Origin of the sequence: Methylobacterium sp. 285MFTsu5.1 (assembly GCF_000383455.1) — a bacterium.
In the GTDB taxonomy this organism is placed as follows: domain Bacteria; phylum Pseudomonadota; class Alphaproteobacteria; order Rhizobiales; family Beijerinckiaceae; genus Methylobacterium.
In genome coordinates this window covers 87,617-107,808 of the sequence record NZ_KB911286.1, presented here as the reverse complement: position 1 = coordinate 107,808, position 20,192 = coordinate 87,617, and the positions used below count along the sequence as shown (strand labels likewise).

The window sequence follows — 20,192 nt, the reverse complement described above, 5'->3', positions numbered from 1 at the left end:
GGAAAAGCCGGACCCGACTGCGCGGATCCGGTGATCGTCGAGAGCTAGGGCGGGCCGCCGCTTCCGGGAAACGGCGGCCCGCGTTCAGGCGGTCGGCTGCGATCCGAGCAGGTGATCGAGGATGCGGCCCTCGAGGCGGGCGAGGTCCGGATCCCCGCGCCGGCGCGGCCGCGGCACGTCGACCCGCAGGTCGAGGGCGATCCGTCCGGCCTCGACCACGAGGATGCGGTCGGCCAGCGCCACGGCCTCGGTGACGTCGTGCGTGACGAGGAGCGCGGTGAACCCCTGCGCCCGCCAGATCCGCTCGATCAGGTCCTGCATGCCGATCCGGGTCAGGGCGTCGAGGGCGCCCAGCGGCTCGTCGAGGGCGAGCAGGCCCGGCCGGCTCACCAGCGCCCGGGCCAGGGCCACGCGCTGGCGCTGGCCGCCCGACAGGGTGGCGGGCCACTGCCCGGCCTTGTCGGCGAGGCCGACCTCGGCGAGCGCCGCCAGTGCCCGCTCCCGGCGCTCGGCCCGGGAGCCGTGCCCCGACAGGCCGACCGCGACGTTGTCGACGACCCGCGCCCAGGGCAGCAGCCGCGGCTCCTGGAACATGATCCGCTTCGGCGGCTCGGACCGGCGGGGGGAGCGCTCCGGCCCCTCCAGGTCGATCCGCCCGCCCGTGGGCGTGTCGAGCCCGAGGATGAGGCGCAGCAGGGTGCTCTTGCCGCAGCCGGAGCGGCCGACCACCGCGGTGAACCCGCCGGCCGGCAGGAACAGGTTCAGGCCCTCGATGACGGCGGTGCCGTCGAAGCTCTTGTCCAGGTCGCGGACGGTGACGGCGATCCCGCGGGCCGGCGGCGAGGGGGGCGAATCCGCGGGCAGATCCGCGGGCAGATCCGCTTGCCTGTGCCCCGGGGCGGGGCCGGGCGCCGGGCGCGGGTCCGTGCCCGGGTCGGGAAGCGCCTCGCGGCGGACGGCGTCGAGCAGCATCAGGCGCTCCTGTAGGCGGGATTCCAGGCGAGGCAGGCGCGCTCGAGCTGGCGGGTCAGGGCGTCGGCGAACTTGCCGAGGGCGGCGTAGATCAGGATCGCCAGCACGACGACGTCGACCAGCATGAACTCCCGGGCCTGCATGGCCATGTAGCCGAGCCCCGACGAAGCCGAGATCGTCTCGGCGACGATCAGCGTCAGCCACATGATGCCCAGCGCGTAGCGCAGGCCCACGAAGATCGACGGCAGGGCGCCGGGCAGCACCACGCGGGTGAACAGCTCGGTGCGGGACATGCCGTAGACCCGGCCCATCTCCACGAGGCCCGGATCCACCGAGCGGATGCCGTGCAGGGTGTTGGCGTAGATCGGGAAGAACACGCCGAGCGCCACGAGGAACAGCTTGGCCTCCTCGCCGATGCCGAACCACAGGATCACCAGCGGGATCAGCGACAGGTGGGGCACGTTGCGCACCATCTGCACCGAGGTGTCGGTGAGCCGCTCCGACAGGCGCGACAGGCCGTTGGCGAGGCCGAGCCCGAAGCCGATGCCGCCGCCGATCACGAAGCCCGCCAGCGCCCGCAGGGTGCTGACGCCGAGATTGGTCCAGAGCTCCCCGGTCCGCCCGGCCTCCCAGCCGGCCCGGACCACGTCGAGGGGCGCCGGCATGAAGCGGTTGGAGACGAGGCCGGCCGAGACCGCGGCCTGCCAGCCGAGCAGGATGGCGGCCGGCAGCAGCCAGGGCACCGCGGAGTCGCGCAGGCGATCGAGCTTCGAGGGGCGCATCAGCGGTTCTCCGTCCGCTTCTCGGACTTGAGGGCGTCCGCGGGCCCGGGCGGCGTCCAGACCGCGTCGGCGACCCGGACGGGCTTCGGCAGGAGCCCGAGACGGTGGAAGCTGTCGGCGACCTTCTGCTGGTCGGCGATCGCGGCCGCGTCGAGGGGCGCGACGCCGTAGGACAGGCGGCCGAGCGCCACGGCGAGGACCGGCGCGGGGATGCCCACCGAGGGCGCCAGTTCCGCCGCCACGGCGTCGGCATGGCCCTCGGCCCAGGCGTCGATCTCCCCGATCGCCTGCAGCACGGCCGAGACGATCGCGGGACTGGTGTCGGTGAAGCCGCGCCGGGACAGGTAGAACTGGCGGTTGGGGGCGAGCGCGTGCCCGTCGACCCCGCGCCCGTCGACCAGGACCCGGGCGCCCGTGGCGCGCTCGGCGGCGGCCTGGAACGGGTCCCAGATCACCCAGGCATCGACGGAGCCGCGCACGAAGGCGGCGTTGGCGTCGGCCGGCGCGAGGTAGGCGAGCGTCACCGCGTCGTAGGGGACGCCCGCCTGCTCCAGAGCGCGCACCAGCAGGTAGTGGACGTTCGATCCCTTGTTGAGGGCGACGGTCTTGCCGCGCAGGTCGGCGACGCTGCGGATCGGGCTGTCCTTGGGCACGAGGATCGCCTCGCCCCGCGGCGCCGGCGGCTCGGCGGCCACGTAGCGCAGCTCCGGGCTCGCCGCCTGGGCGAAGATCGGCGGCGCCTCGCCGGCCGAGCCGAAATCGATCGCCCCGGCATTCAGCGCCTCCAGGAGCGGCGGGCCGGACGGGAACTCGGACCACGCCACCGCGGTGCCGAGGGGCTGGAGGGCCTTCTCCAGGGTGCCGCGGGCCTTCAGCAGCACGAGGGACCCGTATTTCTGGTAGCCGATCCGGATGCTGCCGGCCGCGCGGGCGGGCCGCAGCAGCGCGGCCGCCGCGAGGCCGAGGCCGGCGGACAGGAGGAGGCGGCGATTCGGGGCGCCGGCGGATGACAGGGACAGCGCGCGGGGCGATCGGTCGGTCATGGCTCTCTGCGGTCGGTCTCAGCCGTTGCGGGCGGGGGGCGTCCAGACCGCGTCGGCGATGCGGATCGGCTTGGGGATCAGCTTCAGGGCGTGGAAGCGGTCGGCGACCCGCTGCTGCTCGGCGGCGACGCGGTCGGTCATCGGTCCGATCACGTAGTCGGTCCGGTCCACCGCCCGCCGCGTCGCGGCCAGCGGCACGCCGGTGCCCTGCGACAGGAGTTCCGCCACCGCGCCGCGATTCTGCGTGCACCAGGCCGCCACCTCGCCCAGGGCGTCGATCGCCGCGGTGAGGACCGGGGCCCGGCTCTCCGCGAAGGGCCGGCTCGCCAGGAAGAAGTTGTTCTGCGGGGTGACGTCGGTGGCGCGCACCAGCACGCGCACGCCCTCCCCCTGCTCGGCGATGGCGAAGTACGGGTCCCAGATCGTCCAGGCGTCGATGCTGCCCCGGGCGAAGGCGGCCGCGGCATCCGCGGGCGCCAGCGTCACCGGCTCGATGTCGGCGTAGCTCAGGCCGGCCTTCTCCAGCGCCGCGATGGTCAGGTTGTGGGAGCTCGACGCCTTGGCGAAGGCGACGCGCTTGCCCTTGAGCTCGGCGAGGCTGCGGATCTCCGAGCCCTTCGGCAGCAGGATCCCGGCGCCGGAGCCGCCGGCCTCCTGGGCGGCCGCGTAGACGAGGTTAGAGCGCGCGGCCTGGGCGAAGATCGGCGGGGCGTCGCCGGTCTGGCCGAGATCGATCCCGTCCAGCGACAGGGCCTCCAGAAGCGGCGGCCCGAAGGAGAACTCGACCCAGCGCACCGCGTATCCGAGGGGCTCCAGGCGCTTCTCGATGATCTTCTGCTGCTTGGCGACGACCAGGATGCCGTTCTTCTGGTAGCCGATCCGCAGCACGCCGGGCTCGGCCGCCCGGGCGCCCGGGACGAGAGCCGGCGCGAGGGCCGGTGCTAGGGGCAGGGCCGCGAGGGCGGCCAGCAGGGCGCGACGGTCGAGCATCGGCCGGCTCACTCGGCGGCGGCGAGGGTGAGTGGCGCCGCGGCCGCCCGGTGCACGAGCAGCGCGGCGAGCTGCCCGCCGGCCTCGCGGGCGCGGGCGCGCACCCCGGCCTCCGTCAGCGCGCCGTCGCTGAAATCGGGATCGGAGGCGTAGACCGCGGTCGGGATCTGGAGCGCCCCGAAGAAGCCGAAGAGCGGCCGGAACGCGTGCTCGACCACGAGGGCGTGGCGCGCGCCGCCGCCCGTGGCCACGATCGCCACGGGCTTCCCGGCGAGCGCCCCCGGATCGACCAGGTCGAACAGGTGCTTGAACAGGCCGGTATAGGCGCCCTTGTAGACCGGCGAGCCGACGATCAGCCCGTCCGCCTCCTCGATGGCCGCGAGCACGCCGCGCGCGGCCGGCGCGAGCTGGTCGCGGGTCCAGGCGGCGCCGAGGCCGGTCCCGGCATCGACGAAGTCGAGGATCTCCGCGTCGAGAGAGGCCTGGGCGCTGGCCTCGCGGAGCACGGCATCCACCAGCGTGCGGGTCTTCGAGGGCCGCTGCACGTTGGCGCTCAGCCCGACGAGTCTCGGTCGTGTCATTCCGGATGCCTTGCTGTGAGACGGGATGACGGACCGCACCGTCTCCGAAGAGCGGAGGTTGCGCGGCCGGACATCCGAACAGGCCGCTAGAATTGATGGCTGCGACTTCCGCCGTCAATGAAACGGCGTTCCCAATTGCCCGGTGAAGGAAAAACGTTCTCCCCGAAACCGGGCGTCCAATATGGAATTTCATCTCGATCGCCGCGCGGGATGGGCGCGAGATATTGCGTGTCGGCGGTTCATCGGCGCGAGAGACGGGGTTTTATTCTCTCAACGCGCCCGGCGGGAGAAGCGTGTTCTCGATACGTGGGCGGACTCGGAACCGAATCGCTAGGCCCGGGATCCGGGGCAGCGGGGGAGGCCGACGCGACCGGAACGCCACCCGCGCTGACACCCTCGCGGTCGCCAGCGTCGTCGTCGTCGACCCGCCCTGCGGCTCCGGATCGACAGGCGGTGCCTACTTGCGGACGAGGAGGTGCTGCACGGTGCCGTCGTCGCCGTACTTGGTCCACATCTGCGCGCAGGCCTCCTCCGGACGCTCCCGGAGCTGCGCCAGTTCCGCGTCGAGGTCGTGCTGCAGGGCGACCGAGCGCTTCTTCGTGAAGAAGTCCGCGTGGTTCAGATGGTTCTCGCGCGAGAACTGACGGAAACGCTCCGTGTCGATCCGGACGGCCGGACAGTTTCTCGCGGCCAGATCGGCCTCGATCCCCGGGCGGAGTGCCGGAACGTCCTTCTGCAAGGACGAGCGACGGGCTTCGGCCCAGGTACCGAACACGGCCCAGGCCAGTGCGGCCGCCACGAGAGGAGCAAATCTATTCATCGCAAGACGTATCGCTGTGCTGCGACATCCTAAATCTCGCACCTGCGATAAGTTCGATCAGAACCGCAGAAGGCAAGACACTTCTGTGTGAAAGCGCACACCCCGCGACCAGCGCGGCGCCGGGTCCGGAACCCTGACCGCCTCAGTACGCCGGGACGACGCGCGTCTCGGGCAGCGGCGCCCGCATGGTGAAGTGCAGCCCGGCCGGCTGGAAATCGAAGGCGATGTCCGCCTGGCACTGGACCTTCAGGACACGCTGCAGCAGCGTCGAGCCGAAGCCCTTCCGCGTCGGCACCGCCGTGGCCGGACCACCCCGCTCGGTCCAGTCGAGGTGGAGCATGCGAGCGGCCGGCGTCTGCTCGATATCCCACCGGATCGCGATCCGGCCCTCCGGGACCGACAGGGCACCGTGCTTGGCCGCGTTGGTCGTCAGCTCGTGGATGGCCATGCCGGTCGGGACCGCGAGGTCGCCCATCAGGTCGATCGCGGGGCCGTCCAGCTGGATGCGGGCGCCCTCGACGTCGTTGTAGGGCCCGAGCTCGTTCATCAGCATCTCGCGCAGGGGCGCCTGCTGCCAGTAATCCTCGGTCAGGAGATTGTGGGTCTTGGCCAGCGAGATCACCCGCGCAGAGAACGACGCGTAGAACGCGTCGACGCTGGTCGCTGACCGGGCCGAGGCCCCGAGCAGCGCCTGCACGGTGGCCAGCGTGTTCTTCACCCGGTGATGCAGCTCGCGGATCAGGAGCGCCTGCCGCTCGGTCGTGCGCTCGCGCTCCTCGAGATGGGCGCGCGCCTCGAGCTGCCGGCGCTTGGCGCGGTGGGCGGAGCGGGCCGCCATGACCAGCGTCGCCGGGTGGAACGGGCGTTCCAGCACGCTGACGTTGCCGAGCATATCGGTCAGCTGCGCGTTGGGCTCGGCGCCCCGCAGCCGCAGGAGGATGAACGGGAAATCGGACCAGGGCGGCTGCGCGGCGATCCAGTCCGCCAGGGCCTGGCGGTTCGAGGACAGCAGCGCTTCCTCGGTGAGGACCGCGCAGGCGGCCGCGTCGAGCCGGGAGACCACGTCCGCGAGGCTGGCGCACACCTGTGCCGCGATCCGCGCCTCGCCGAGGATCGCCGCGGCGACGGCGGCGTCGCGGCCACCCGGCGCGAAGATGAGAACCGGCAGTTCAGCCTCGGTCATCAGCCGCGCGGGTTGGCAGGAGCGACGACCGCTCACCCTCGAATGTCGGAACGCCGGTCATGATACCTCGGAACGCGCTGAGCGGTTCGCCAACGCGGATCCCGCCGGAGTCGATCCGCAATTCGCGGATCGTGTCCTCGTGGCTGCCGGTCCGCTTCTTCACGACCGAGATCGCGCGCCTCAGCCGCCCGTCGGCCTCGAAGGTGCGGAACAGCAGGATCGTGTCGCTGAGGTAGGTGAGGTCGACATTCGCGCCCATCGCCCCGATCATGCCGTGCTGGGCCAGGACGAGGAGCGAGAGCACGCCCTGTTGATTCAGGTAGGTGAGCAGCTCGTGCATCTGCAGGAGCAGGTAATTCTCCTCCGGCATGGCGTTGTGATAGCCGGTCAGGGAGTCGATCACGACCGTCGTCACACCCCGGTGCTCGACCGCGTTCTGGACGATGTCGGCGAGTTCGCCGGGCGAGACCTCGGCCGGGTCGATCTGCTCGACGATGAGCGATCCGGCGGCGATCGCGTCGTCGATCGGCATGGCGAGACCGCGGGCCCGGCGACTGAGGACGCCGGTGGTCTCGTCGAAGCTGAGGATCAGCGCGCGCTCGCCGCGGGCGATCGCCGCGGTGACGCAGGTGAGCGCCACCGTCGACTTGCCGACGCCGGACGGTCCGATCAGCATCGTGCTGGTGCCCCGGTCGAGGCCGCCGCCGAGCAGCTGGTCCAGTTCGGGGCTGCCCGTGCCGCACTGGTCGTCAGGGAAGGTGCCGAGATGCTCGGCCGCGACGAGGCGCGGGAACACCGTGAGCCCGCCGCGCCGGATGACGTAGTCGTGGAAACCGCCCCGGAACGGCGTGCCGCGCATCTTGATCACGCGCAGGCGCCGCCGCTCGCCGCCGTACAGGGGCGCGAGCTGCTCCAGCCGGATCACGGCGTGGCTGAGGCTGTGCAGGTTCAGGTCGTCCGTCTCGGCGGTGAGATCGTCGAGGAGCAGCGCCGTGGTGTTCTGGATGAGCAGGAAGCTGCGCAGGGCATGGACCTGCCTGCGGTAGCGCAGCGATCCCTGCGAGAGCAGCCGGATCTCCGAGAGGCTGTCGAACACCACGCGCTGCGGCTTGAGCCGCTCGATCTCGGCGATCGCCATCCGGACGGTCTCGCCGAGCTCGAGGTCGGACGAGTGGACGAGGCTCTGCTGCTGCCCGGGGTCGAGGCTGAGTTCCGGCGCGACGAGCTCGCAGATCTCGATGCCGTCGAGGGACCAGCCGTGGCGCTCCGCGACGTTCAGGAGCTCGCGCCGGCTCTCCGAGAGCGTGATGTACAGGCAGCGCTTGCCCCGGCGTACGCCGTCGAGGAGGAACTGCATCGCCAGCGTGGTCTTTCCGGAGCCGGGCCGCCCCTCGATGAGGTGCGAGCGCTGGGACGCGTAGCCGCCGGCCAGGATGTGGTTGAGGCCGGTCACCCCGGTGGAGACCGGCGCCGCGTCTTGATCGATCACTGCCATGTCGAGGTCTCTGCCGTCGTCCCACGGGCGGGCGGCCCGTCGACCGCGCGACGGAACGCGGAGCCCGGTCTCGTACACGAAGCCGCGCGCGGCGCGAAACGCCGCCGCGCGGCCGGCACGGCGCGCCTGCCCGACGGGCGCGCGGCGCGGACGTCGGCCTCGGCGAGACGATCCGGGACCCGGCGTGCGCGGGCTCTGCGGCCGCGGGACGGTCCCTCCCCCGGCCGGCTCGGAAGGCCCGGCGCCCGCAGGGAGCGGGCGCCGGGGCGGTCAGGGCGTCACTGGCTGCCCGGGCCCTTCGCGAGGCCGGCCAGGGTGAACAGGTCCACCGACAGCTTCGCGCCGATCACGAAGGCGTCCGGGATCGGCTTCGGGCGGAACGGGAAGCGGGTCTGGTCCGGGTCGATCACGTATTGCAGGTTCGGCATCAGCCGCACCGCCGGGGTGAGCTGGATCCCGTAACTCAGCTCGAGGATGGTCTGCAGGGACTCGACGGTCCGGGTGCCGAGCCCCAGCGACGCGCGCGCCGCCCGGATGTTGGCCGTGCCCAGCCGCGAGAGCTTCTCCATGGCGAAGACGAGGCCGAGGGTGTCGTAGGGCCGGCCCGGGAAGGTGCCGGTCAGCACGGCGCCGCCCTCCAGGAAGTAATCCTGGGTCTGCCGTCCGCCGATCCCGCCGATCGCGACGCCGAACACCGACAGGCCCTGGACGCCGTTCGGATCCGGCCGCCAGACCATCTGGTCGAAGCGGGCGTAGACCGCCGATCGCCCGAACCGGGTCAGCGGATCGAGGCCGCTGAAGACCTGCGCGGCGCCCCGCCGGTCGAGCACGGGATCCGTGTAGTCCGACCGGTCGAACACGGCGCCGATGCTGTAGTTGCGCGGCAGCGGGTCGTTGCCGAAATTGGTCGAGTAGCCGACCTCCACCGGCACCAGGACTCCGGTGGCGCCGTTGGTCGACCAGTCGACGCCGTTCCGGGTCGGCAGCTGGTCGCGCGGGTTCACCTCGTAGATGCCGGCGTGCAGGAATACCGTGTCGGTGACCCAGGCCTTGGCATGGCCGCCCCAGGTCGCGATCGGCCAGTAGGTGAAGTTCGTCAGCTTGAAGATGGACTTGGGCGCGCCGCAGGTCGCGTTGTTCTGGAAGTTGCAGTAGAGCGGCGAGGCCAGGAAGTTGGGGTTGGCAAGCAGGCGGCCGACCTCGATGTCGAGGCGGTTGTCGAGCAGCTTCTGCTGGTAGGACAGCAGCGTCAGGTGGGCGGTCTGGCCGCCGCCGTAGATCTCCTGCACGCTGCCGTTGAAGCCGATGTCATCCTGCGCCAGGCTCCGGCCGTGGCGCTGGGTGACGACGGTGTGGACCGAGCCGCCGTCGATGCCGGCGAGGCGGCCGAGATCGGCGTCGAGGCCGAACGCGATCTGGCCCGCATAGGCCGATCCCTGCCGGATGCCGCCGGACGGGTTGGCGGCGAACTCGCCCGTGTAGTTCAGGACCATGCTGATCCCGTTGCCGAGATCGAGGGTGCCCGGCGGCAGGCTGGGCGGCGTCGCGCTGCTGCCCTGCACGTCGAGGCTGGCGGCGGCGCTGCTGGCGCCCGAGAAGCTCCGCGCCTCCCGGATGACCCGCCGCCGGGCGCGGTTCGCCCGGTACCGGGCCTTCTGCGCCGGGCTCGCCTTCGGTCCCGGATTCACCGGGGCCGGTCCCCCGTCCGGGGCCGTCGCCTCGACCTGCGCGACCGCCGGGCCCGCGCCCGCCGTGATCGACGCGGCGCAGAACGCCAGCGCGGCCCATCGTCAATGCTTTGCCCGATGCTTGCCCCGATGCTTGCCCCGATGCTTTCCCATGTGTGACTCCCCCTTAACCGCGCGGCCTTGCCTGGCTCTGTCGCGTTCGTGTCCCGCTGGGGGCCTCCCGGTCAGTCCGTGAAGGCCTCCACCGCGCGGCGCTCGCCGCGCATGAAGGCGTCGGCGGCGTGGATCAGCGGATTCAGGTCGACGTCGCTGGTGCCGGAGCGGACCAGGGCGGCGAAGCGGTCGTAGAGGCCGCGGTACTCCGCCTCGGGCGGGAGCGGCCGGTCGCGGCCGGCGATCGACAGGGCCGCCCCGCCCCGCGACAGCACCAGGGGGCCGTCGTCGGTCTCGACCCGGATGTCCCAGGTCTGCGGCCCGGTCTGGCGCCAGTCGAACCGGGCGCGGATCGGGGTGCCGGCGGCGTCCGCGAAGTGCAGGTCGGCGTCGATCGGCGCCTGCCGGTTCTCCGGCACCGACAGGGTCGCGCCGGTGAGGTAGAACGGCGGCAGGATGTGGGTGGCGATCGACAGGGCGTTGATCCCCGGATCGAACACGCCCATCCCGCCCGCGTCCCAGATCCAGTCCTGGCCCGGGTGCCAGTGCCGGACATCCTCCAGCCAGTCGATCGCCACCGACCGGATCCTGCGGCCCGACAGCCACCGGCGGGCGGGCTCCACCCCCGGCGCGTAGCGGGAGTGCCAGCTCGCGAACAGGCTCACGCCCCGGTCCCGCGCGGCCGCGACCAGGAGTCCGACCTCGGCCAGCGTCGTGCCCGGGGGCTTCTCAAGGAAGACGTGGCGGCCGGCCGCGATCGCCGCCAGGGCCGCCGCGCACCGCGCCTGCGGCGGCTGGCACAGGGCGACGGCTTCGAGGTCGCCGTGCGCCGCCAGCATCGCCTCCAGGCTGCCGTAGCTCGGCACCCCGTCGAGGCCGCCGTGCCGGCTCGCCACCGCCACGAGCGCGTAGTCCGGCGAGGCGGCGATGGCCGGCAGGTGCTGGTCGCGGGCGATCTTGCCGACGCCCACGAGGCCGATGCGGATCGGGGCCGCCATGTCAGAGCACCCGCACGGACGGCGCGTCCGCCGGCGCGATCGCCAGCGGGTTGCGCAGGGGCAGCGTGAACGGCGCCGCCGCGATCTCGAACACGTCGCCCGGCCGGGTCGCGACGCCGTCGCTGAACGACAGGGTCGCGGTCCCGAAGAAGTGGACGTGCACGTCGCCGGGGCGCCGAAACGGCGCGTACTTGAAGTGGTGCAGCTCCAGGTTGGCGATGCTGTGGGACATGTTGGCCTCCCCGGACAGGAACGGCTTCTCCCAGAGCACGGCTCCGTCGCGCAGGATGCGGCTCGTGCCGCGCACGTCCGGCGGCAGGGCCCCGAGCCACAGCTCCGGGCCGATGGCGGCCGGGCGGAGCTTGGAATGGGCGAGCCACAGGTAGTTGCCGCGCTCGGTCACGTGGTCGGAGAACTCGTTCGCCAGGGCGAAGCCGAGGCGCACCGGCGTTCCGTCGGCGTCGATCAGGTAGATCCCGGCGATCTCCGGCTCCTCGCCGCCGTCGCGGGCGAAGGCCGGCGAGATCAGCGGCTCGCCGCAGGCGACGAGGCCGGAACCGTCGCCCTTGTAGAACCACTCGGGCTGCGCGCCGGTCTCGCCCGGCGCCGGCTTCCCGCCCTCGACGCCCATCCGGAACCTGCGCATCGAATCGGTCGGCGCCGGGTCGGTCGCGGCCGCGCGGTGCATCGCGTCGCGGCCCTCGGCGGAGCCGAGATGCGACAGGCCGGTGCCGCTCAGCAGGAGGTGGGCGGGATCGGCGTGGTCGACGGGTGGCAGTAGCCGGACCGCGTTAAGATCGACGGGCGCGCCGAGCCCCGCGCGCTCCGCCGTCGCCGCCAGATCGTCCCCCGCGGTGAGGGCCCTCCGCGCTAGGGCGAGCACGCTGTCGGCGCCGAGCACCCGCCGCGCCCGGCCGTCGGCGAGCAGCGCGACGCCCCGGCGCCCGTCGGCGGCGCAAAATTGTAGGAGTGATCGTCCCATCTGTGTCCTCCCGGGGACGCCCGCTTCGGGGCGTCCTGAACGCGCGGCCGTCGAGGGTCGCGCGGTGGCCCGTCAGCGGCCCGGTTGCGGGGCGCGAGCGCCGTCGATCCGGCGCGCCAGTTCCCGGTGGCGGGCCGGGCGCAGGAACCGCTCGGTCGTCAGCGGCCCGACCGCGCCGTTGCGGCCGCCCGAGGTCGCCGGGAACGGGCCACCCTGCACCATCGCTGGGGCGATCCCCGCGCCGACCCGGACGCTGCCGCGGACCGTGACGGATCCTGTCGATTAACTACTCATACAATTAGGCTAGAGCAGTTCGCCTTCGGCCGCAAGCGCGGCCGCGACTTCGGTGCGGCGGGCGTTCCTCTTTGCGCTCCTACAACTTCAGGATACGATCACGCCGTTCCTGCCCCGACCCGGTGGCCCGGACCGGAGGTGGACGCGGTGAGGCAGGAGCGGGGCTCGGAGAACGTGACGCTGCCCCTCGCCTCGGGGTCGCGCCGCATCCACGGCTCGGTCGCCCGCGATCTGGGCGCGGCGATCCTCGGCGGCCGCTACGCGCCCGGGGACGTGCTGCCCGGCGAGATCGAATTCTCTGAGAAATTGAACGTCTCGCGCACCGCTTATCGCGAGGCGATCCGCATCCTGAGCGCGAAGGGGCTCGTGGAGAGCCGCCCGCGCACCGGCACCCGCGTCAGCCAGCGCAGCCGCTGGAACCTGCTCGATCCCGACATCCTGGCCTGGGCCTTCGAGTCGGAGCCGAGCGAGTCCTTCATCCGCGACCTGTTCGAGCTGCGGATGATCGTGGAGCCGGCCGCGGCCGCGCTCGCGGCCGAGCGGCGCTCCGGCCTCGACATCGCCCGGATGGGCCACGCCCTGGAGGAGATGGGCCGCCACGGCCTCGCCACCGAGGCCGGGCGGGCGGCCGACCAGGCCTTCCACAACACGATCCTGGAAGCGGCCCGCAACGGCGCGCTGATCGCCCTGTCGAGCTCCATCGCCGCCGCGGTCACGTGGACGACGATCTTCAAGCACCGCTGCCAGGGCCTGCCCCGGGACCCGATGCCGGATCACCGCGCCCTCTACGACGCGATCGTGGCGGGCGACCCGGACGCCGCCCGCGCGACGATGACCGAGCTAGTCCGCCTCGCCCTCGCCGACACCGAGCTGGCGATGCGGCCCTGACGGTGCCGGCGGCGGGGCGCCGCCGGCGCGGGCATCGCCCGAGTGGCCCGAGTGGCCCGAGTGGCCCGAGTGGCCCGAGTGGCCCGAGTGGCCCGAGTGGCCCGAGTGGCCTCAGTGGTTGTCGCGCGGCACGCCCCGCGTCTGCGCGATGCGCTGGAACGCCTCGGCGCCCTCGAGGATGGCCCCGGTGTGCATCTGCCCCACCGCGGCGCGCTGCATCGCCTGCCAGGGGGTCTGCGAGGCCGGATAGGCGTAGCCGCCCGCCGCCTCCAGGGCCGCGCGCCGCCGCGCGATCTCGTCGGCGTCGACCAGCATGTCGGCGGTGCCGCGGCGCAGGTCGATCCGCACCCGGTCACCGGTGCGCAGGAGGGCGAGGCCGCCGCCGGCCGCTGCCTCGGGCGATGCGTTGAGGATCGACGGCGAGCCGGAGGTGCCGGACTGGCGCCCGTCGCCGAGGCAGGGCAGCGCGTGCACGCCGGCCCGGATCAGCTGCGCGGGCGGGCGCATGTTCACCACCTCGGCCGCCCCCGGGTAGCCCACGGGCCCGGCCCCACGCATGACCAGCAGGGTCTCCTCGGTGATGCCGAGGCTCGGGTCGTCGATCCGGGCGTGGTAATCCTCCGGCCCGTCGAACACCACGACGGGGCCCTCAAAGGCGTCCGGATCCTCCGGGTTCGACAGGTAGCGGCTGCGGAACTCCGCGCCGATGACGCTGGTCTTCATCACCGCGGCGTCGAACAGGTTGCCGCGCAGGACCAGGAAGCCCGCCGCCTCCTTGAGCGGCCGGTCGATCGGCCGGATCACGTCCTCGTCCTCGATCGCGGCGCCGCGGCAATTGTCGCCGAGGGTGCGCCCGTTCACGGTGAGGGCGCCCTCGCGGATCAGGCCGCGGCGCATGAGCTGCGCCACCACCGCGGGCAAGCTGCCGGCGCGGTAGTAATCCTCGCCGAGATAGGCGCCCGCCGGCTGCAGGTTGACGAGGAGCGGCACGTCGAGGCCGTGGGTCTGCCAGTCCGCGATGTCGAGCGCGACCCCCATGTGGCGGGCGATCGCCGCGAGGTGGATCGGCGCGTTGGTCGAGCCGCCGATCGCGGAATTGACCGCGATGGCGTTGAGGAAGGCGTCGCGGGTCAGGATGTCGGAGGGCTTCAGGTCCTCGGCCACCATGGCGACGACGCGCTTCCCGGTCAGGTAGGCGGCCTCCTGCCGGTCGCGGTAGGGCGCCGGGATCGCGGCCGAGCCGGGCAGCATCATGCCGAGCGCCTCGGCCAGCGTGTTCATCGTCGTGGCGGTGCCCATCGTGTTGCAGAAGCCCGTCGAGGGCGCCGACGAGGTCACCAGCTTGATGAAGCCGTCGTGGTCGATCTCGCCGGCCGCCAGCATCTCGCGGGCCTTCCAGACGATCGTGCCGGATCCGGTGCGCTGGCCCTTGAACCAGCCGTTGAGCATCGGACCCACCGACAGGGCAATGGCCGGGATGTTCACGGTGGCGGCCGCCATCAGGCAGGCTGGGGTGGTCTTGTCGCAGCCCGTGGTCAGCACGACCCCGTCGAGGGGGTAGCCGTAGAGCAGTTCCACGAGCCCGAGATAGGCGAGGTTGCGGTCGAGGCCGGCGGTCGGCCGCTTGCCGGTCTCCTGGATCGGGTGGACGGGAAACTCCAGGACGATCCCGCCCGCCTCGCGGATGCCCTCGCGGATCCGCTCCGCGAGGACGAGGTGGTGGCGATTGCACGGGGATAGGTCCGAGCCGGTCTGGGCGATGCCGATGATCGGCTTGCCCGAGCGCAGCTCCTCCAGGCTGAGGCCGAAGTTCAGGTAGCGTTCCAGGTAGAGCGCGGTCATGTCGATATTGTCGGGGTTGTCGAACCACGCGCGCGAGCGCAGGGGCCGTGCAATCGGTCGGTCGGTCATTTCTGGGTCCGGTGGGCGGGGCTGGTCGAGAAGCGGTAGGTGATCACGTTCCGGTAGGTCTTGCCGGGATCGAGCCGGGCCGAGCCGAAGGCCGGCTGGTTCGGCGTGTCGGGGAAGAGCTCCGGCTCCAGCGCCAGGGCGTCCGACTGGCGGTAGGCGAGGCCGGATTTACCGACCGCGGTCGCGTTGAGGAAGTTGCCGGCGTAGAACTGGAGGCCGGGCTGGTTGCTCGCCACGTCGAGGACGCGGCCCGAGTCCGGATCCTCGACCCGCGCCACGGGGTGCGGCTCGGCCGTGGGCGCGTCGGTCCCGACCCAGTTGTGGTCGTAGCCGCGCCCGCGCACGATCTGCGCGTCCCGCCCGTCGCGGATCCGCGCGCCGATCACCGCGGGCTCGCGGAAGTCGAAGGGCGTCCCGGCCACCGGCAGGTGTTCCCCGGTCGGGATCAGGGTGGGGTCGACCGGCGTGAAGCGCTCCGCCGGGATGGTCAGAATCTGGTCGAGGATCGAGCGGCCCGAGCCCTCGCCCGCGAGGTTGAAGAAGCTGTGGTTGGTCAGATTGACGATCGTCGGCTTGTCGGTCGTCGCCTCGTAGGTGACCGTGAGGGTGTTCGTGTCGTCCAGCGCGTAGGTGGCGGTCGCCGTCAGCGTGCCGGGATAGCCCTCCTCGCCGTCCGGGCTGACGTAGCGCAGGGTGACCGAGGGGGCCGCGCCGCCCTTGACCGCGATGATCGTCCAGAGCCGCTTGTCGAAGCCGGCCGCGCCGCCGTGCAGGGTGTTCGGGCCGTCGTTGGTGGCCAGCGTGTAGGTCCGGCCGTCGAGGGTGAAGCGCCCGGCGCGGATGCGGTTGGCGTAGCGCCCGACGCTCGCGCCGAAATAGTTGCCCTTGGCCAGATAGGAGGCGAGGTCGTTGTAGCCGAGCACGACGTCCGCGGCCTTGCCGGAGCGGTCCGGCACGTCGAGGCTCCGCAGGAGCGCCCCCCACGACAGGATCCGCGCCGTGACGCCCTTGCCGTTCGTCAGCGTCACCTCCTCCACCGTCCGGCCGTCCGGCAGCGTGCCGAACACCGCCCGGGTCGGCTCGGCCGCCCGGGCCGGTGCCGGCGTCAGGCCCGGCAGGGCCGCACAGGCGCACAGCGCCAGGGATCCCACTCCACGCATAGCGCTCTCCCCCTTCGTGATTCCGCCCGCCGCGTCGGTCGTGCGCCGGACCGCGACGGGACTCGCCGTTGACGTCCGCGAACCCGGTATATACTCAGACAAATAAAAGGAACAACACGGGACCCCGACAAGGCGGTCCGAGAGGCAGAGGACAACGCCGGATGGCAGGACCGATCGCGACCGCGGGGACCGCGGCGGCCCGGACGGGGGCGGAGGCCGCGCGCGACCGGGGCGGCTACCGCCCGGCCCTGTCGCTGCTGGCGAGCCTGTTCTTCATGTGGGGCTTCATCACGGTCATCAACAACACGCTGCTGCCGCACCTGCGCAGCGTGTTCGACCTCGACTACACGCAGACCACGCTGATCGAGTCCGTTTGGTTCATCGCCTACTTCGTCGCCTCGATCCCAGCGGCCAAGCTGATCGAGCGCGTCGGCTATCAGCGCGCCCTGGTGACGGGGCTCGGCATCATGGCGCTGGGCACGCTCGGGATGATCCTGGCCGCCCACCGGGTCTCCTACGCGATCACGCTCACGGCCCTGTTCGTGATCGCCAGCGGCATCACCCTCCTGCAGGTCGCCGCGAACCCCTACGTGGCAGTGGTCGGCCCGGCCGAGAGCGCCCCGACGCGGCTCAACCTCGTGCAGGCGTTCAACTCCCTCGGGACGACCCTGGCGCCGCTGTTCGGGGGCTACCTGATCCTCGGCCGCTCGGCCTCGGGCAACGCCGCCGCCGGGGCCACCCTGACCCCGGCCGAGCGCCTGGCCGACGCGCAGTCGGTGCAGCTGCCCTACCTGATCGTGGCGGTGGTGCTCGTCGTCCTCGCCGTGATCATCGCCCGCTTCCCGCTGCCCGCCATCAGCGGTTCCGGCGGCGCCACCGCCCGGGCCGCCAGGGCCGAGCGCGCCGGCCTGTCGCTCTGGCGCCACCGCAACCTCGTGCTCGGCGTGCCGGCGATCTTCATCTACCTGATCGCCGAGATCGGGGTGTCGAACCTGTTCATCAACTTCGTTTCGCAGCCCGAGATCGGCGACCTGACCCACGCCCAGGCCTCGCGCTACCTGTTCCTGCTCTGGGGCGGCATGATGGTCGGCCGCTTCGTCGGCAGCTACCTGATGCAGCGGCGCCCGGCCGAGACCGTGCTGGCTGGCGCGGCGATCGGCGCCTGCGCGGTGATGCTGGTGGCGACCTTCGCGACCAGCCACCTCGCCCTGTGGGCGCTGATCTCGGTCGGCCTGTTCCACGCGATCATGTTCCCGACGATCTTCACCCTGGGCATCCGCGGCCTCGGTCCGCTCACCGAGGAGGGCGCCGGGCTGCTGATCATGGCGATTGCGGGCGGGTCGCTGGTGGTGGTGCAGGGCTGGGCGGCGGACCGGTACGGGCTGCAGCATTCCTTCCTGATCACCGCCGCCTGCGAGCTCTACGTCCTGTTCTACGCGCTCTGGGGCTGCAGGACCGGCGCCGCAGCGCGGCCGGCCGGCGCCTGAGCGTCGGCCAGATCGGGGAGCCCGCCATGGACCCGCGGATCCGCATCCTCGACCGGCCCCGGCGCGACCGGATCGGCGAGGGCCCGGTCTGGGTTCCGGAGCGGGGCGTGCTGTTCTGGGTCGACATCGAGGCGCCGGCCCTGAACTGGCTCGACCTCGCCGACGGCGCCGTGGGCACGCGCCCGTTCCCGGAACCGCTCGGCTGGATCATCCCCCGCGCGGGCCGGCGCGACTTCGTCGTCGGGCTGAAGAGCGGCTTCGCGACCTACGACCTGGAGGCCGACCGCCTCGCGCCGATCGGCGACCCCGAGCCCGACGATCCCGACAACCGCCTGAACGACGCCAAGGTCGATCTCGCCGGCCGGATCTGGGCCGGGAGCATGCACCAGGCCGAGACCGCGGTGTCGGGCGCCCTGCACCGGCTCGACCCGGACCTGACGTGGCGGCGGATGGATACCAGCTACGGCGTCGCCAACGGGCCGACCTTCAGCCGCGATGGCCGGATCCTCTATCACAGCGACAGCGCCGCCCGGACGGTCTACGCCTTCGACCTCGCCGCCGACGGGGCGCTGACGGGCAAGCGGCCCTTCCTCCGCTTCCCCGACGATTGGGGCTGGCCCGACGGCATGACCACGGACGAAGAGGGCTGCCTGTGGATCGCCCACTGGGGCGGCGGCCGGCTCAGCCGCTTTGATCCCGCGGGGCGCCTGCTGCGCGCGATCCCCCTGCCCGCCCCCAACATCACGAGCTGCGCCTTCGCGGGTCCCGGCCTCGACCGGCTGTTCGTCACCTCGGCGGCGCGGGGGGCGGAGCACGTGCCGGAGGCCGGCGCGCTGTTCGAGCTCGACGTCGGCGTCGCCGGCCTGCCGCCCCGCGCCTTCGCGGGCTGACCGACCTGGCGCCGAGGACGTTGAGTCCCCTGCGCAGATCTTTCCTCCAGCGCGGCGGGTCCTCCGGCGTCCGAGCTGCCGCGGCGGGCGGTCGCGGGTCGGCAGTCGCGGGCAGGCGGTCGCGGGATCGTGCGTCGGCGTCCTCCGGATGGGGGATGCGGTCGCCCTGTGGCGGGTCTACGGTCGGGCCTTCTCCGAGACGAGATCGCCTTCAAGCCCGCCCGGCCAAGCCGCGGCGGGCTTCTTGTCGGGCGCTACCGCCGGATCGGCAGCCGGTGGCGGGCGTGCCCGGCGGCGTCGCGCACGACCAAGCTCCAGGACCGGTCGGGATCGGCGGCGCAGACCTCGTCGGCCATCTCGGCGATGACGCTGCGCGCCTCGGCCATGGCCTCGGCCAGGCTGCTGACCTCCACGCCGTCGTCGTCCCGGATCGTCTCCTCGCCGCTCTCGAGGTCGAAGTAGAAGCGCTCGGACACCGACCTCCCCCCTGCTGCAGCCCCGCGGCGATCGTCCGGATATCTCTACGTAGTGCGATACACGACTGGGAAAGGTCTTCGGTCGGATAAACCTTAATGCATCTAAAACATGGAGTTTGCTCGGATCTGCGCCGTCCGCCCGAGATTCCGCTCACGTTATCAAGTACAAGAAACCCCAGCGTCCCCCCGCCGTCGTCCGACGGCCCGGAGCGGCGGCGCGCCTGAGCCGGGGCCCCGTGACATGTCGACCTCCGCCAACCCGCCCGACCCGTGCGCCGAGACGGCCGCGCTCCGCAAGGACAAGCTGCGCGCGCACATCAGGAGCGTGCTGTCGACGATCCGGTCCCATCATACGGGCCGCGGGGCGCCATCGATCCGGGCCACGGGCTACGTCCTTGGAGGGTGGTTCTGCGGCTCGGCCGCGGCAACGATCCCGCTTTTTACGTAGCAACGGTCCGTCCAAGGGATGTGTTTCTCGAGGCGCCGCGATCCGGCGCTTCGAACGGCGTCCCATGGCAGAGAACACCCAGCTTCGATCCCATATCCGCGGCGTGCTGCTCAGATTGGTGCGGCGCCTGCGCGATCGGGCCGGCTGACGGGGTCCTGTTCGAGGCCGGTGGGACAATTGCGAGACAACTGCGAGACAACCGCGAGGAGGCCGGTGCGCCGCGCGGCGCACCGACCCCGCCGTCCGGCCGCTCACCCCGGCTGAGCGCCCATCATCGCCTGCATCCGATCGAGCCGGGCGATGTGCAGGTTGATCAGCGGCAGGGCGCCGCGGGCGATCGCGCGCAGGCCGGGATCCTCGCCCGACTGGGCGTAGGCGCCGTGGATGCCCAGCGCCTCCTGATGGCCCTCGAGCGAGGCGTTCACGAAGGTGGCGTCGTATTGCGGCCCCGGCGGCATGGCGCTGAGCTGCGCCATGATCTGCGCCTTCTGCGCGTCGGTGGTCATGCCCTGGGCCGGAGCCGGTCCGCCGAGCACGCCGCCGACGACACCGCCGGCGACGCTGCCCGCCGCATTCACGGCCGTGCCGGCCACCGCCACCGGCGCCGCGACGAGGCCGCCGATCAGGCCACCCGGGCCCGCCGCAACCGGGCCCGGGATCGGGGCGCCGCCCGTGTAGGCGCTGATCTTGCGGGCGAGGTTCACCTGTTCGACCACCTCCGCGCGGGCGAACTTCTTGACGGCGGGATTGGTGGTCTTCGCGTGGGCGTCGCGGGCCGTGTTCTCCAGGAACAGGCCGCCGCCGGTGGCCATCTGGAGATAGGCGCCGGTCGGAATCGCGCCGGCCGGCGTGACCTGCGCGAGGGCTGTGCGGGTGACCGCCAGGGCCGCGGTGGCGCCCAGCATCGTGGTGAGGAGAGCGCGTCTGTGCATGCGACGGTGCATCATGGGA

The 20,192-nt window shown here is 72.4% G+C and carries 19 protein-coding genes; 3 read left to right on the top strand and 16 right to left on the bottom strand.

Translation table 11 applies throughout. The annotated features are described in order from the left end of the window. Positions 1 to 84: 84 nt before the first annotated feature. The 12 genes from H288_RS0122215 to H288_RS35170 form a co-directional block, all read right to left on the bottom strand. Entirely contained in the window at positions 85 to 972 is an 888-nt protein-coding gene (locus H288_RS0122215) for an ATP-binding cassette domain-containing protein (protein ID WP_020094783.1), read from the bottom strand. Next, complete coding sequence (gene ssuC, locus H288_RS0122210; RefSeq protein ID WP_020094782.1) at positions 972 to 1,754, bottom strand: aliphatic sulfonate ABC transporter permease SsuC; 783 nt, start codon at positions 1,752 to 1,754, stop codon at positions 972 to 974. Before ssuC ends, H288_RS0122215 begins: the two co-directional genes overlap by 1 nt. Then, the gene (locus H288_RS0122205) at positions 1,754 to 2,797 is read right to left on the bottom strand and encodes a sulfonate ABC transporter substrate-binding protein (protein WP_020094781.1); all 1,044 of its coding nucleotides are present in this window, start codon (positions 2,795 to 2,797) and stop codon (positions 1,754 to 1,756) included. Before H288_RS0122205 ends, ssuC begins: the two co-directional genes overlap by 1 nt. Positions 2,798 to 2,815: 18 nt before the next feature. Then, positions 2,816 to 3,787, bottom strand: a complete 972-nt coding sequence (locus H288_RS0122200; RefSeq protein ID WP_020094780.1) for an aliphatic sulfonate ABC transporter substrate-binding protein — start codon at positions 3,785 to 3,787, stop codon at positions 2,816 to 2,818. Positions 3,788 to 3,795: 8 nt separating this feature from the next. Then, positions 3,796 to 4,368, bottom strand: coding sequence for an FMN reductase (msuE, locus tag H288_RS0122195; protein ID WP_026605196.1), 573 nt, complete (start codon positions 4,366 to 4,368; stop codon positions 3,796 to 3,798). A 457-nt stretch (positions 4,369 to 4,825) separates the two neighbouring features. Beyond that, a complete protein-coding gene (locus tag H288_RS0122190; protein ID WP_043712951.1) occupies positions 4,826 to 5,188 on the bottom strand; it encodes a hypothetical protein in 363 nt (120 codons plus the stop codon). Between the two features lie 142 nt (positions 5,189 to 5,330). After that, on the bottom strand, positions 5,331 to 6,371 hold the full coding sequence (locus H288_RS0122185) for a sensor histidine kinase (protein WP_020094777.1): 1,041 nt from the start codon (positions 6,369 to 6,371) through the stop codon (positions 5,331 to 5,333). Beyond that, positions 6,358 to 7,866, bottom strand: coding sequence for an ATPase domain-containing protein (locus H288_RS0122180; protein WP_020094776.1), 1,509 nt, complete (start codon positions 7,864 to 7,866; stop codon positions 6,358 to 6,360). Before H288_RS0122180 ends, H288_RS0122185 begins: the two co-directional genes overlap by 14 nt. Before the next feature lie 278 nt (positions 7,867 to 8,144). After that, positions 8,145 to 9,644 (bottom strand): carbohydrate porin, encoded by a 1,500-nt coding sequence (locus H288_RS0122175; protein ID WP_026605195.1) that lies wholly within the window; start codon positions 9,642 to 9,644, stop codon positions 8,145 to 8,147. Positions 9,645 to 9,778: 134 nt separating this feature from the next. Further along, positions 9,779 to 10,705, bottom strand: coding sequence for a Gfo/Idh/MocA family oxidoreductase (locus H288_RS0122170; protein WP_020094774.1), 927 nt, complete (start codon positions 10,703 to 10,705; stop codon positions 9,779 to 9,781). A 1-nt stretch (position 10,706) separates the two neighbouring features. Then, positions 10,707 to 11,687, bottom strand: coding sequence for an AraD1 family protein (araD1, locus tag H288_RS0122165; RefSeq protein WP_020094773.1), 981 nt, complete (start codon positions 11,685 to 11,687; stop codon positions 10,707 to 10,709). A 72-nt stretch (positions 11,688 to 11,759) separates the two neighbouring features. After that, entirely contained in the window at positions 11,760 to 11,909 is a 150-nt protein-coding gene (locus H288_RS35170) for a hypothetical protein (RefSeq protein ID WP_020094772.1), read from the bottom strand. Positions 11,910 to 12,119: 210 nt separating this feature from the next. Here H288_RS35170 and H288_RS0122155 point away from each other — a divergent pair, with 210 nt between their 5' ends. Then, positions 12,120 to 12,869: a FadR/GntR family transcriptional regulator gene (locus H288_RS0122155; protein ID WP_020094771.1), complete on the top strand. Its 750-nt coding sequence runs from the start codon at positions 12,120 to 12,122 to the stop codon at positions 12,867 to 12,869. A 111-nt stretch (positions 12,870 to 12,980) separates the two neighbouring features. Here the strand turns inward: H288_RS0122155 and H288_RS0122150 are convergent, their stop codons facing one another. Together H288_RS0122150 and H288_RS0122145 are read right to left on the bottom strand one after the other, a co-directional pair. Beyond that, on the bottom strand, positions 12,981 to 14,780 hold the full coding sequence (locus H288_RS0122150; protein ID WP_020094770.1) for an IlvD/Edd family dehydratase: 1,800 nt from the start codon (positions 14,778 to 14,780) through the stop codon (positions 12,981 to 12,983). Continuing rightward, complete coding sequence (locus H288_RS0122145; RefSeq protein ID WP_026605193.1) at positions 14,777 to 15,940, bottom strand: aldose epimerase family protein; 1,164 nt, start codon at positions 15,938 to 15,940, stop codon at positions 14,777 to 14,779. The genes H288_RS0122150 and H288_RS0122145 overlap by 4 nt, the downstream gene beginning before the upstream one ends. Before the next feature lie 161 nt (positions 15,941 to 16,101). On the opposite strand from H288_RS0122145, the gene H288_RS0122140 reads away from it, so the two are divergent. Next, entirely contained in the window at positions 16,102 to 17,427 is a 1,326-nt protein-coding gene (locus tag H288_RS0122140; RefSeq protein ID WP_020094768.1) for a sugar MFS transporter, read from the top strand. Between the two features lie 26 nt (positions 17,428 to 17,453). After that, positions 17,454 to 18,317 (top strand): SMP-30/gluconolactonase/LRE family protein, encoded by an 864-nt coding sequence (locus tag H288_RS0122135; protein WP_020094767.1) that lies wholly within the window; start codon positions 17,454 to 17,456, stop codon positions 18,315 to 18,317. A 254-nt stretch (positions 18,318 to 18,571) separates the two neighbouring features. Here the strand turns inward: H288_RS0122135 and H288_RS0122130 are convergent, their stop codons facing one another. Together H288_RS0122130 and H288_RS0122120 are read right to left on the bottom strand one after the other, a co-directional pair. After that, positions 18,572 to 18,793, bottom strand: a complete 222-nt coding sequence (locus tag H288_RS0122130) for a hypothetical protein (protein WP_020094766.1) — start codon at positions 18,791 to 18,793, stop codon at positions 18,572 to 18,574. 699 nt (positions 18,794 to 19,492) lie between these two features. Next, positions 19,493 to 20,173 carry a DUF4142 domain-containing protein gene (locus H288_RS0122120; RefSeq protein ID WP_026605192.1) on the bottom strand — a complete coding sequence of 227 codons (681 nt, stop codon included), beginning with the start codon at positions 20,171 to 20,173 and terminating at the stop codon, positions 19,493 to 19,495. Positions 20,174 to 20,192: the final 19 nt, after the last annotated feature.

Coding starts and splice junctions, on each gene's coding strand:
- H288_RS0122145 (WP_026605193.1), bottom strand. CDS start 15,940: ATGCGTGGAGTGGGATCCCTGGCGCTGTGCGCCTGTGCGGCCCTGCCG.
- H288_RS0122120 (WP_026605192.1), bottom strand. CDS start 20,173: ATGCACAGACGCGCTCTCCTCACCACGATGCTGGGCGCCACCGCGGCC.
- H288_RS0122140 (WP_020094768.1), top strand. CDS start 16,102: ATGGCAGGACCGATCGCGACCGCGGGGACCGCGGCGGCCCGGACGGGG.
- H288_RS0122180 (WP_020094776.1), bottom strand. CDS start 7,866: ATGGCAGTGATCGATCAAGACGCGGCGCCGGTCTCCACCGGGGTGACC.
- H288_RS0122200 (WP_020094780.1), bottom strand. CDS start 3,787: ATGCTCGACCGTCGCGCCCTGCTGGCCGCCCTCGCGGCCCTGCCCCTA.
- H288_RS0122205 (WP_020094781.1), bottom strand. CDS start 2,797: ATGACCGACCGATCGCCCCGCGCGCTGTCCCTGTCATCCGCCGGCGCC.
- H288_RS0122215 (WP_020094783.1), bottom strand. CDS start 972: ATGCTGCTCGACGCCGTCCGCCGCGAGGCGCTTCCCGACCCGGGCACG.
- H288_RS0122135 (WP_020094767.1), top strand. CDS start 17,454: ATGGACCCGCGGATCCGCATCCTCGACCGGCCCCGGCGCGACCGGATC.
- H288_RS0122190 (WP_043712951.1), bottom strand. CDS start 5,188: ATGAATAGATTTGCTCCTCTCGTGGCGGCCGCACTGGCCTGGGCCGTG.
- H288_RS0122150 (WP_020094770.1), bottom strand. CDS start 14,780: ATGACCGACCGACCGATTGCACGGCCCCTGCGCTCGCGCGCGTGGTTC.
- araD1 (WP_020094773.1), bottom strand. CDS start 11,687: ATGGGACGATCACTCCTACAATTTTGCGCCGCCGACGGGCGCCGGGGC.
- ssuC (WP_020094782.1), bottom strand. CDS start 1,754: ATGCGCCCCTCGAAGCTCGATCGCCTGCGCGACTCCGCGGTGCCCTGG.
- H288_RS35170 (WP_020094772.1), bottom strand. CDS start 11,909: ATGGTGCAGGGTGGCCCGTTCCCGGCGACCTCGGGCGGCCGCAACGGC.
- H288_RS0122185 (WP_020094777.1), bottom strand. CDS start 6,371: ATGACCGAGGCTGAACTGCCGGTTCTCATCTTCGCGCCGGGTGGCCGC.
- H288_RS0122170 (WP_020094774.1), bottom strand. CDS start 10,705: ATGGCGGCCCCGATCCGCATCGGCCTCGTGGGCGTCGGCAAGATCGCC.
- msuE (WP_026605196.1), bottom strand. CDS start 4,368: ATGACACGACCGAGACTCGTCGGGCTGAGCGCCAACGTGCAGCGGCCC.